We start from the raw sequence: 11,662 nt of genomic DNA, 5'->3' as shown, positions 1-11,662 counted from the left end.
GGAAAGAAGGAAACATGGAACGACGTTCGATCATGAAGGGCGCCATCGCCTCCGGCGCCATCGCACCGCTCGTGCTGGCCGGCTGCTCCGTCGAAGAGGAGCCCGGCGCGGCCACGGGCGAAGGCGTGGACTTCGGCCTGCCGAAGGGCGAGGGCGAGATCAAGATCGGCTACATCAACTGGGATGAGGCGGTCGTCGCCACCGAGCTGTGGCGCCAGGCGCTCACGGCCTCGGGCTACACCGTCACCGCCCAGGAGTTCACCGAGGTCGGGCCGCTGTTCGAGGGCCTGTCCTCGGGCGACCTCGACATCTTCCTCGACGGCTGGCTGCCGATCACGCACCAGACGTACATGGAGACCTACGGCGACCAGCTCGAGCAGCTGGGCGCCTGGAACGAGAACGCGGCGCTCACGGTCGCCGTTCCGAGCTATGTGGACGTCGAGTCGCTGGCCGACCTCAACGCCAACGCGGACCTGTTCGGCGGACGCATCGTCGGCATCGAGGCCAGCGCGGGCCTGACCGAGGCGGTGCAGAACAGCTCCATTCCGACGTACGGGATCACGGACCTGACGCTGGAGACCTCCTCGACCTCGGCGATGCTCTCCGAGCTGGACTCGGCGATCGCCGCCGAGGAGCCGATCGTCGTGACCCTGTGGCAGCCGCACTGGGCGTACGCCAAGTACGACCTGAAGAACCTCGCGGACCCGGAGACCACGCTGGGCGAGGCCGAGACCATCAACACCTTGGCGCGCTTGGGCTTCGGCGAGGAGTTCCCGGACGTGGCGGAGGCACTCGGCACGTTCGCGATGGACGACGAGCAGCTCGCGAGCCTGGAGAACACGGTCTTCACCGACAACGAGGGCGATGTCGAGGCCGGCGTGACGGCGTGGCTGAAGGACAACAAGTTCACCGATCTGGTCGCTTAGCCACACCTGAAGAACGCGCGCGGCGCGGGTCGGCGCACCACGGCAGGAACGAGGACTCAGCCGACCTCCAGCGCGATCCGCCCATGCGCGATCAGGCTGTCTCCCCCACAGGAGGCGGCTTCGGTGCGGGACCGGGATGCCGGTTCCGCACCGTCTTTGTTCGCTCGTATTGATATATGTTGATGTCTAGTTTAATATGACACATGGCACCCGGTTCCCGGACCGGTCGCCGCAGGTTGGCGGTGGCATTCCCCGGCATCGCGCACCGCATGGCGCATTGGAGCACCATGTCGTTCAACAGCTCAGACCCCCATAACCCGACACCCTCACTCCCCCGCAGGCGTCTCTTCCAAGGCGCCGCCGCGGTCGGCGGCCTCGCCGCCTTCGGCACCGCGGTCCCCGCAGCGCACGCGCAGACCGACGAGATCGGCATCCAGGCCGTCCACCCCGGGATGCTGCACACCCAGGCCGACATCGACCGCATGTACGCGAAGGTCAGCACCAACCAGGAGCCCTGGCGCGCCGGCTGGGAGAAGCTCATCGCGAACAGCCACGCGCAGTCCACCTGGGCCGCAAGGCCCACCGCGATCATCATCCGCGGCGGCGACGGCCAGAACTACCCGCAGCTCTACAACGACATCCACGCCGCCTACCAGTGCGCCCTGCGCTGGAGGGTCTCCGGCAACACGGCCTACCGCGACAAGGCCGTCGAGATCCTCAACGCGTGGTCCTCCACACTGGAGGCCGTCAACGGCAACGCGGACCGGTTCCTCGCGGCCGGGATCTACGGCTACCAGTTCTGCTGCGCCGCCGACCTCGTGCGCGGCGCGCCCGGATTCAACCTCGGTGCGTTCCAGGACATGATGACCAGCATCTTCCTGCCGATGAACGACCACTTCCTCACCAACCACAACGACGCCTGCATCACGAACTACTGGGCGAACTGGGACCTGTGCAACATGGCGAGCAAGCTCGCCATCGGCATCATCTGCGACGACGCGGGCATCATCAACGCGGCCGTCGACTACTTCTGGAACGGCGAGGGCAACGGCTCGATCTACAACGCCATCCCGTTCGTCCACAGCGGATTCCTCGCCCAATGGCAGGAGTCCGGCCGCGACCAGGGCCACTCGATCATGGGCATCGGGCTCATGTCGAGCTTCATGGAGATGGCCTGGAACCAGGGCATCGACCTCTACTCCGCCAGGGACCTCGCGTTCGCCAAGGCCGCCGAATACGTGGCGCGCTACAACCTCGGCTACAACGACCTGCCCTTCACCAAGTACACGTGGGGCACCGGCCAGAGCTGCGCCTACTCCGAGCAGACCGTCATGGGCGCGGGCGGGCGCGGCCAGCTGCGCCCGGTGTGGGAGATGGTCTACAACCACTACAGCGTCAGGCGCGGGCTCCGGATGCCCAACGTCGCCCGCATGGCCGCCTTGGTGCGGGCCGAGGGCGGCGGCGGGGACTACGGCACCGCCTCGGGCGGGTTCGACACGCTCGGCTTCGGCACCGTCGCCCACACCAGGCCCACCCCGGCGGTCGTCTCCGGCGGCGTCTACACGCTCATGGCCGAGCGGTCCGGGAAGTGCCTCGACAACGGCTCGGTCACCACCGAAGGCGCCCAAGTGAAGCAGTGGGGCGACAACGGCGGGAACTGGCAGCGCTGGCGCATCACCGACGTCGGCGGCGGCTACTTCAAGCTCGTGAACCTCCACTCCGGCAAGGCCCTCGACAACTACTCGGTGACCACCCAGGGCTCGGCGGTCGTGCAGTGGACCGACAACGGGGTCGCGGCGCAGCGGTGGCAGATCACCGACGTCGGCGGCGGGGCCGTCAAGCTCACCTGCCAGCACTCGGGCAAGGTGCTCGACAACGGCAACGGCGAGTCCGACGGCGGCGGCACGATCCAGTGGACCGGCACCGGCGGCGTGCAGCAGCGCTGGAACCTCAAGCGGGTCGCGTAATCGAACATGGCAAGGGGCCGGGCCTGCCCCGGCCCCTTGCATTGCCTTGTGCCGTAGCGCTTTGCAATTGTCCGATTACGTAGGAAAGTTGGGAAAAATGCGCTTTGGGATTGATGTTTGTTTATATGGCCTTTAGACTGGCCAGCGGCGGGAGTCGCCCCGGCATCCCCCGCCGAACACTCGCGGTGGCATTCCCCGGCATCGCACACCGCATGGCGCAAAGGAGCTCCATGTCTATTAGGGACAACACCATCGAACCGAATACCGCAGGGCACGGCCCGAACCTCAAGCGGCGGGGCCTGATCAAGGGCGCGATCGCCGCGGGCGGCCTCGCGGTAGCCGGAGCCGGCGGGCTCGGCATCGCCGCGGCGCAGGACGAGGCGGACGACGTCACCGCGCAGGCCACCCACCCGGGCCTGCTGCACACCCAGGCCGACTTCGACCGCATGAAGGCCAAGGTCGACGGCGGCGTGGAGCCGTGGGTCGCGGGCTGGAACCGGCTCACCGCGAACAGCCACTCCCAGTCCACCTGGGCCGCAAGGCCGACCGCGATCATCATCCGCGGCGGCGACGGGCAGAACTACCCGCAGCTGTACAACGACATCCACGCCGCGTACCAGAACGCGCTGCGCTGGAAGGTCTCCGGCGACAACGCGCACCGCGACAAGGCCGTCCAGATCCTCAACGCCTGGTCCTCCACGCTGGAGGCCGTCAACGGCAACGCCGACCGGTTCCTGGCCGCCGGCATCTACGGCTACCAGTTCTGCGCCGCCGCCGACATCGTCCGCGACGTCTCGGGCTTCGACCTCGGCGGGTTCCAGGACATGATGACGAGCATCTTCCTGCCGATGAACGAATCGTTCCTCACCAACCACAACGACGCGTGCATCACGAACTACTGGGCCAACTGGGACCTCTGCAACATGGCGAGCAAGCTCGCCATCGGCATCATCTGCGACGACGCCACGATCACCGACCAGGCGATCGACTACTTCTGGAACGGCGAGGGCAACGGCTCCATCGGCAACGCCGTCCCGTTCGTCTACGACGGCGGGCTCGCGCAGTGGCAGGAGTCCGGCCGCGACCAGGGGCACTCGATCATGGGCATCGGGCTCATGTCGACGATCATGGAGATGGCCTGGAACCAGGGCGTCGACCTCTACGGCGCCAACGACAACGCCTTCGCAAAGGCGGCGGAGTACGTGGCGCGCTACAACTCCGGCCACGACGACCTGCCGTTCACCAAGTACACCTGGGGCACCGGCCAGAACTGCGCCTACCAGGAGCAGACCGTGATGGGCGCGGGCGGGCGCGGCCAAGCGCGGCCGGTGTGGGAGATGGTGTTCCACCACTACACCTCGCGCCAGGGCTTCGCACTGCCGAACGTCAGCGCCCTCGCGGGCACCAACAGCCCCGAAGGCGGCGGCGGAGACTACGGCACCGCCTCCGGCGGGTTCGACACCCTCGGCTTCGGGACCCTCGCCCACGTGCGCCTCACCTGGGACGAGATTCCTGACAACCTGACGCCGCTCGGTTAGCTCCCCAGCGCCGGCCCGGCTCCGGTCGGGTCGGCGCTTTTTTGGGCCACGCATTGTTCGATTTCGAGCATTCTCGGTGATGTGTGAGAATCAGTTCGGAAGCATTGGGGCTTCCACGACTACCTCCCGACCGGCAGCGGGCCCTCCCCCGGCACAGCGCGCTGCCCCATCGCCAGGAGCACCATGTCGAAGCACCGCGCGAACAACATCAAACGCCGCCACATCATCGTCGGCGCCGCCGCGACCGGAGGTCTCGCCGCGGCGGGCGCCGCCGGGTACTGGCTCACCCGCGACAACGAACCTTCCACTCCCCCGACTGCAGAGGACGCCGCGACGCCATCCGTCGATCCGTCCGCCAGCGCCAGCCCGGACCCCGACGGCGAGGGCGGCGCGGCGGAGAACACCAGAGGCGAGGCCGGACCCGGCAACGGCGGCCACCCCGGACTCCTGCACACGCAGGAGGACTTCGACCGCATGGCGGAGAAGGTGGCCGCGGGCGAGTCCCCGTGGATCGAAGGCTGGAACCGCCTGACCGGCAACGGCCGCTCCCACGCCGACTGGTGGGCCCGGCCGACGGCGGTCGTCATCCGCGGGGGCGACGGGCAGAACTACCCGGTTCTGTACAAGGACCTCCACGCCGCCTACCAGAACGCCCTGCGCTGGAGGATCAGCGGCGACGAAGCCCACCGCGACAAGGCGGTCGAGATTCTCAACGCCTGGTCGGCGACCCTCACCGAGATCAACGGCAATGCCGACCGGTTCCTGGCCGCCGGGATCTACGGCTACCAGGCGGCCAACGCCGCCGAGCTCGTCCGCGACGTCGACGGCTTCGAGGCCGGACGGTTCCAGGACATGCTGGCGAACGTGTTCTACCCGCTCAACGACCAGTTCCTGAACGGCCACAACGACGCCTGCATCACCAACTACTGGTCGAACTGGGATCTGTGCACCGTCGCCTCGGTGATGGCGATCGGCGTGTTCAACGAGGACCAGGGCCTGTTCGACCGGGCGGTCGACTACATGTACAACGGCGAGGGCAACGGCTCGCTCGACCACGCCATCCCGTTCGTCCACGAGGACGAGGGCCTGGCGCAGCAGCAGGAGAGCGGGCGCGACCAGGGGCACACGCTCATGGCCACCGGGCTGCTGGCGACGATCTGCGAGATGGCCTGGAACCAGGGCGTGGACCTGTACGGCTACGACGACAGCAGGTTCGCCAAGTGCGCCGAGTACGTCGCGCGCTTCAACCTCGGCAGGGACGTCCCGTTCACGGCGTACGCGTGGGGTTCGGGGCAGGGCTGCAAGCCGGAGCAGCAGACGGTGATCTCCGAAGCAGCGCGCGGGCAGGTCAGGCCGGTGTGGGAGTCGATCTACCACCACTACGCGGGTCGCCAGGGCAGGTCCATGCCGAACGTCGCCGACATGATCGCCCAGAACGGCGCCGAAGGCGGGGGCGGCGACTACGGCGACGACTCCGGAGGCTACGACACCTTGGGCTTCGGCACCCTCACCTTCGCCCGCTGATCGGTTCGCAAAACGCGTCCGGATTCATGCGTATGTGCTAATATGTTGGTGCGCTTTGCGGGCCGCCCCCCTCGCTGAGCGCCTCGACACTGCAGGCCTCCCGCACGCGACCGCCGACCCGCGCTCGGCGGTCGCGTTGCGTCCGACCGATACCATCTGCGGAGACACGCCCCCTAAGGCACGCCTCGGATCTCGGTCCCGAAACGTGCCATCGAGCGCTAGGAGACCTCTTGTTCGGCATGCTCGCTCCCTGTCCCTCCCGCACACCGGACGACCTCAAACCCAGATGGATGGGACATTTCTGCGGCCTGTGCCTGGAACTGCGCGACGACGCCGGCCATTTCGCGCGGCTCACCACCAATTACGACGCGCTCGCGCTCTCCGTGCTCGTCGAAGCCCAGCAGGGCGACGACGCCGACAGCCGCAACGCCGGGCCCTGCGCCCTGCGCGGCATGCGACGCCAGCGCGTCGCCATCGGCGGCGGCCCGCGCCTCGCCGCCGCCGCATCGCTGGTGCTGGCCTCGGCGAAGATCCGCGACCACGTGGAGGACGGCGATGGCTTCGCGGCGAAGCCGGGAGCGCGCGGCATCGCGGGCTTGACTGCGGATCGACTGCGCGCCAAGGCCACCGCGATCGGCGACTCGATCGACCTGGACACCGCGTCGCTGTTCGCGGTGATCGAGGGCCAGCGCGAGATCGAGGCCGACTGCGGCACGGGCACGCCGCTCACCGCCGTTACCGCCCCTACCGAGGCGGCCACCGCCGAGTTGTTCGCGCACGCCGCGTTCATCGGCGGTCGGCCGGAGAACGCCGACGCGTTCCGGACTGCGGGGGCGGCGTTCGGCCGCTTGGCGCACCTGCTGGATGCGGCGGACGACTTCGAGGAGGACGCCGAGCGCGGGGCGTGGAACCCGTTGGCGGTCACCGGTTCTACGATCGTGGACGCGCGGACCCTGGCGAAGGGCGCTTTGGCGGACATGAAGCGCGCCTTGGACTCGGCCGTGATCGTGGACGCGACGTTGACCGAGCTGCTGCTGGATCGATATGCGCGCCATGCGTTCTCGAAGACCTTCGGCACGACGTGCGCGTCGAGCCGAAGGTCCGATCACCGCCACGACCACCGCCGCCCGCGCTACGACGACCACGAATACGGGTCGCGTCGGCGCGGGTTCTGGGCGGGCCTGTGCAGCTTCGCGGTGCTGGCCTGCACGTGCCAGATGTGCTGCGCCGAGCACTACAACGATCCGTGGACCGGGCAGCCGCGCCAGGGCTGCTGCCGGGATTGCTGTGACTGCTGCGAGTGCGAATGCTGCCAGTGCTGCCAGTGCTGCGGCGACTCGGAAGGTGACGGCGGCTGCTGCAGCGGGTGCGATTGCCCTTGCAGCTGCGACTGATCCGCTAGCGCGGCGGCTGCGGCCAGCCCGGGTTCGCGGGCGGGCTCGGCGGTTGCTGCGTCGGCGGTGCGACCGCGGGCGGGTGCGCCGCGTCCCTCCACTGCGGCGGCTGGTAGCCCACGACCGGCTGCCCGTCGCCGGGCCGCTGCTCGGAGCCCTTGGGCTGGTTGCCGGGGCGTTCCTTGAGCCATGCCGCGACCGGGCGCGTGAAGAGCAGCGCGAGCACCAGGAGAACGGCGAGGAGCTGCACGAGTGCGAACGGGACCTTGATCGCCCCGATGAACCCGCAGAGGGAGACGAGGCCGAGGAAGCCGAGTCCGATGTAGAAGACCATGCGCGGGTCTTGGAAACCGAAGCGGCCCAGGCTTTCCTTGGCGACGGCCCAGATGAGGACGAGGACGACCGCGGCGACGAGCACCCCGGAGACGAGGTTGACGACCAGCCCGACGCTCGACGAGAACAGCCCGGCCATCAAGGCCGAGAACGCGATCGACAGCAGCGACAGCAGCACGGCGACGGCCAGGTAGATCCACAGCAGCTGCAGGATCCACGTGACCTGCTTGGGGCGGCCCTCCATGCCGAGGATCCCCCAGCGCTGCCCGAAGGTCGGCGCGGGAGGAAGGACCGGTCCGGCCTGCTCGGCGCCTTGGGCGGCCGCGAACGTCCCGTACGGGTCGTGCGGTCGGTACTGGAAGGACGGCGCGGCGGGTCCGGGCGGCGGCCCGGCGGACCCGGCCGGCTGGTGGGGGTTCGGGTCGTTCGCAGGCCCGGTCATGTAGGGAGGGTTGGTCATCGATCGGCTCCGAGGATGCTGTCAGTGGCGGCAATCAAGTTATCGCAAAGCCGCGGTGACCGCTGCCCCGGTCAGTAGTCGACGAGTTCGAAGAGGGCGATCGTCTCGAAGTGCTGCGTCATCGGGAACGCGTCGAAGGCGCGGATGCGGGTCAGCTCGTAGCCCTCGATCGCGAGGTCCTTCGCGTCGCGTGCCAGCGCACCCGCGTCGCAGGCGACGTAGCAGATCGCCCGAGGGCGGGCTTCGCCAAGGGCCACAATGACTTCGGGGCCAGCGCCGCTGCGCGGCGGGTCGAGGACGACAAGGTCGACGGTGCCGAGGTTGGGCGTGATCGAGGCGACGTCGTCTTCGATGGCCCCGGCGTTCTTCCACGCGGAGAGGTTCGTGGCGGTGCGGGACGACCGCGCGTTCTCAACGGCCACGACGCGTCCGGTCTCGCCGACCGCTTCGGCCAGTCCGGCGGCGAAGAGTCCCGCGCCGGCGTAGAGGTCCCAGGCGGATTCGCCCTCGCGTGGGGCGAGGAAGTCGAGCGCGCATTCGAGGAAGGCGGGAGCGGCGGCCGGGTGGACCTGCCAGAACCCGTCGAAGTCGATCGTGAACTCGTTCTCGCCGACCGTCTGGTGGACGAGTTTGGGGCCGCTCTTGTGGTGCGGGCGGGCGGTGCGCCGCAGCTGCGTGTAGACGGCGAGCTCGTCGTCGTTCGAGTCGACGACGCCCACGGCGCCCATGCCGTCCCAGGTCTTGGTGAGGATGTCGGCTTCCTGGATGCGCTCGGTGGCGATGGCGCACTTGTCGATGTGGACGAGGTCGTGCGATTTGTGGACGCGCAGGCCGGGCCTGCCGTTCTCGTCCACGGCGTACTGCATCCGGGTGCGCCAGCCGAGGGCGCCCTCGTCCCAGGGCAGGGCCTCGACCTCGACGCCTTCGAGCTTCACGGGGTCGATCCCGCCGATGCGGGTGAGCTGGTCGAAGAGGACCTTGGCCTTGAGGCGGCGCTGCGCTTCGGGGGTGGCGTGCTGGAAGTCGCAGCCGCCGCATTTGCCGGGCCCGGCGTAAGGGCACGGGGGTTCGACGCGGTCCGGCGAGGCCTCGATGATCTCGACGGCGTCGGCGAACGCGAACTTCTTCTTGCGCTCGCCCACCTCGATGCGGACGGTTTCGCCGGGCAGGGCGTGCCGGACGAAGTAGACCTCGCCGTCGACGCGGGCCACGCAGTGGCCTCCTGCGGCGACGTCTTCAACGGTGACGATCATCGTCCACATCCTCTGGGTTTACCGGCGGCACCGCTGTAGCGGGCCGCACGCCAGGATACGGGGTCGGACCGCTCCGCCATCGGCGCTTACCGCGCGGGTGTGACATCGACTCTCGGGGCCCCGGTGAAACCGTGTCCGGAGGGCCCGGCAGTGAACGCGTCTCGCGCCCCTGCGCGGCCTGCCGGCGGTGCCTCATTTGCGGATGCGGCGGAGCGGCGGGGGCTCGGTGCTCTCGCCGAGGATCCACGGCACGATGCAGATCATGACGCCCGGTTCGTACTTGAGCTGGCGGCGGATGGCCTTGGTGGTCTGGTTGTGCAGCAGGGTCGTCGTCCAGTGGAAGTAGCCGCGCGAGAGCCGCCCGGGCTGCGGGCCCTGGCCGACCACGTATTCGGGCAGGTAGACGGTGACGACGTCCCTCGGGGCGTCGCGGCGGCGGGCCTTCACGAAGTCGACGATCGGCCCGGTGATCTCCCGGTACGGCGAGTCGACGACGGTGAGCGGCACCTTGATGCCGCGCCGCTCCCATTCGGCGAGGAGCTGGCGGGACGCGGCGGCGTCAACGTTCACCGACAGGCCGGTGATGGTGTCGGGCCGGGTGGCCTTGGCGTACGAGAGCATCCGCATGAGCGGCAGGTTGACGCTCGAGACGAGCACGATCGCGTGGCTGCGCGCGGGCAGCCGCGGCTTGCCCGGCGGCAGCTCGATCTCGTCGCGCACGGCAGAGTAGTGCTGCGCGATGAAACGCATGAGCAGGTAGCAGCCGCCGATGATGAGCACGGCGATCCAGCCGCCGCGCCGGTAGTCGGTGAGCGCCACGATCGCGAGCACGACCGCGCACGCCAGCGCGGCGAGCAGCGCGGTGCCCCGGGCGCGGCGTGCGCGGGAGCGGCGCGTGGCGTCGCGTTCGACGCTGAGGACGCGCCGCCAGTGGCGGACCATCGCGGCGTTGGCCAGGACCATCGAGAGGAAGACGCCGACGATGTACAGGCCCATGAGTTCGAAGGTCCGGCCGCCGAAGAGGATCACCAGGAGTGCGGCGGCGACGGCGAGGATGAGGATGCCGTTGGAGTAGACGAGCCGGTCGCCGCGCTTGTGGAGCTGGCGCGGCAGGAGGGAGTCCTCGGCGAAGATCGAGGCGAGCTGGGGGAACCCGACGAACGCGGTGTTGGCGGCGAGGATGAGGACGCCGGCGGTGGCGAGCATGATCGGGGTCATGGCGGCGGGCGAGGCGTTGAAGACGGTGTCGGCGAGCTGGGCGAGGAGCGGGTGCTGGAGGTAGTCGGCGGCGCCGGGCTCGGCGGAGGACTGGGCGCCGACGAGGTAGGCGAGGACGACGACGCCGGTGAAGAGGGCGACGGTGGCGGCGCCGACGGCGGTGATCGCGGCGGCGGCGTTGCGCCCGCGCGGGGGTCGGAAGAAGCGGACGCGGGTCGTGAACGTCTCCATGCCGGTGACGGCGACCGATCCGGCGGCGAAAGCCCTGGCGCACAGGATGAACAGGGCCGCTGAGGTCCACTCTTGGTTCTCGGCGGTCACGGCGTCGGCGGAGGCGGCGGTGAGGTCTTCGCCGGCGCCGATGCGCAGGAACCCGGCGATGAGGAGCGCGGCCATGCCGGCGACGAAGGCGACGGTGACGGCCGCGGCGAAGCGGCCCGAGACGCGCAGGCCGCGGAGGTTGAAGGCGGCCAGGAGCACGATCGCGGCGGCGCCGATCCATTCGCGCCACGGGTGGAGGCCGGGCAGGAGCACGTCGAGGGCGGCGACGGCCGCGGAGACCGAGACGGCGACGGTGAGGATGTAGTCGAGGACGAGCGCGGCCGCGGCGAGGCGCCCGGCGCCGGGCCCGAAGTTGGCGGCGACGACGCGGTAGTCCCCGCCGCCGCCCGGGTAGGCCTGGACGGTGTAGCGGTAGGAGGCGATCACGGTGACCATGACGGCCGCGACGGCGAGGCCGGTCCACACCGAATACGCGTAGGCGGCGGTCCCGGCGACGCCGAGGACGAGGAAGACCTGCTCAGGGGCGTAGGCGAGCGAGGAGATGGGGTTGACCGCGAGGAGGGGGATGGCGTACCGCTTGGACAGCGCCAGCGAGGGCGGGCGCTGCCCGGAGGCGAAGGGCTCGCCCACGAGCAGTCGTTTGAAGACGGACAAGGACCGGGTCACAGATGTCGACATTACCGGGCGGCGGGCCCTGGCAGGACCGTCGGCCGGGTCCGGACCTACTTCGTGACGAGCCGTCGGGCGTGCGGTCGTGCCGCGGGCTG

8 protein-coding genes are annotated in these 11,662 nt (G+C 69.4%); 5 read left to right on the top strand and 3 right to left on the bottom strand.

Annotated features, from left to right (window positions below; translation table 11 throughout):
- Positions 1 to 14 precede the first annotated feature (14 nt).
- The 5 genes from ACFO8M_RS02670 to ACFO8M_RS02650 all read left to right on the top strand — a co-directional run bounded on the left by ACFO8M_RS02670 (position 15) and on the right by ACFO8M_RS02650 (position 7,349).
- Complete coding sequence (locus ACFO8M_RS02670) at positions 15 to 926, top strand: glycine betaine ABC transporter substrate-binding protein (protein WP_387970099.1); 912 nt, start codon at positions 15 to 17, stop codon at positions 924 to 926.
- A 203-nt stretch (positions 927 to 1,129) separates the two neighbouring features.
- Complete coding sequence (locus tag ACFO8M_RS02665; RefSeq protein ID WP_387970097.1) at positions 1,130 to 2,893, top strand: RICIN domain-containing protein; 1,764 nt, start codon at positions 1,130 to 1,132, stop codon at positions 2,891 to 2,893.
- 230 nt (positions 2,894 to 3,123) lie between these two features.
- Positions 3,124 to 4,431 (top strand): alginate lyase family protein, encoded by a 1,308-nt coding sequence (locus ACFO8M_RS02660; RefSeq protein ID WP_387970094.1) that lies wholly within the window; start codon positions 3,124 to 3,126, stop codon positions 4,429 to 4,431.
- Positions 4,432 to 4,614: 183 nt separating this feature from the next.
- Positions 4,615 to 5,955, top strand: a complete 1,341-nt coding sequence (locus ACFO8M_RS02655) for an alginate lyase family protein (RefSeq protein WP_387970091.1) — start codon at positions 4,615 to 4,617, stop codon at positions 5,953 to 5,955.
- 290 nt (positions 5,956 to 6,245) lie between these two features.
- Positions 6,246 to 7,349 (top strand): DUF5685 family protein, encoded by a 1,104-nt coding sequence (locus ACFO8M_RS02650; protein ID WP_387970088.1) that lies wholly within the window; start codon positions 6,246 to 6,248, stop codon positions 7,347 to 7,349.
- A gap of 4 nt (positions 7,350 to 7,353) precedes the next feature.
- Here ACFO8M_RS02650 and ACFO8M_RS02645 read toward each other — a convergent pair whose 3' ends face one another.
- The 3 genes from ACFO8M_RS02645 to ACFO8M_RS02635 all read right to left on the bottom strand — a co-directional run bounded on the left by ACFO8M_RS02645 (position 7,354) and on the right by ACFO8M_RS02635 (position 11,561).
- A complete protein-coding gene (locus ACFO8M_RS02645; protein WP_387970086.1) occupies positions 7,354 to 8,142 on the bottom strand; it encodes a hypothetical protein in 789 nt (262 codons plus the stop codon).
- 71 nt (positions 8,143 to 8,213) lie between these two features.
- A complete protein-coding gene (locus ACFO8M_RS02640; RefSeq protein WP_387970083.1) occupies positions 8,214 to 9,395 on the bottom strand; it encodes a class I SAM-dependent RNA methyltransferase in 1,182 nt (393 codons plus the stop codon).
- Between the two features lie 192 nt (positions 9,396 to 9,587).
- Complete coding sequence (locus ACFO8M_RS02635; RefSeq protein WP_387970081.1) at positions 9,588 to 11,561, bottom strand: APC family permease; 1,974 nt, start codon at positions 11,559 to 11,561, stop codon at positions 9,588 to 9,590.
- Between the last annotated feature and the right edge of the window lie 101 nt (positions 11,562 to 11,662).

Origin of the sequence: Glycomyces rhizosphaerae (assembly GCF_042647865.1) — a bacterium.
Lineage (GTDB): Bacteria > Actinomycetota > Actinomycetes > Mycobacteriales > Micromonosporaceae > Glycomyces > Glycomyces rhizosphaerae.
This window is presented reverse-complemented; position numbering and strand designations above follow the sequence as displayed.

What these genes read in the sequence shown, in the direction of transcription:
- ACFO8M_RS02670 (WP_387970099.1), top strand. Translation starts at nt 15, where the DNA reads ATGGAACGACGTTCGATCATGAAGGGCGCCATCGCCTCCGGCGCCATC.
- ACFO8M_RS02665 (WP_387970097.1), top strand. Translation starts at nt 1,130, where the DNA reads ATGGCACCCGGTTCCCGGACCGGTCGCCGCAGGTTGGCGGTGGCATTC.
- ACFO8M_RS02660 (WP_387970094.1), top strand. Translation starts at nt 3,124, where the DNA reads ATGTCTATTAGGGACAACACCATCGAACCGAATACCGCAGGGCACGGC.
- ACFO8M_RS02655 (WP_387970091.1), top strand. Translation starts at nt 4,615, where the DNA reads ATGTCGAAGCACCGCGCGAACAACATCAAACGCCGCCACATCATCGTC.
- ACFO8M_RS02650 (WP_387970088.1), top strand. Translation starts at nt 6,246, where the DNA reads ATGGGACATTTCTGCGGCCTGTGCCTGGAACTGCGCGACGACGCCGGC.
- ACFO8M_RS02645 (WP_387970086.1), bottom strand. Translation starts at nt 8,142, where the DNA reads ATGACCAACCCTCCCTACATGACCGGGCCTGCGAACGACCCGAACCCC.
- ACFO8M_RS02640 (WP_387970083.1), bottom strand. Translation starts at nt 9,395, where the DNA reads ATGATCGTCACCGTTGAAGACGTCGCCGCAGGAGGCCACTGCGTGGCC.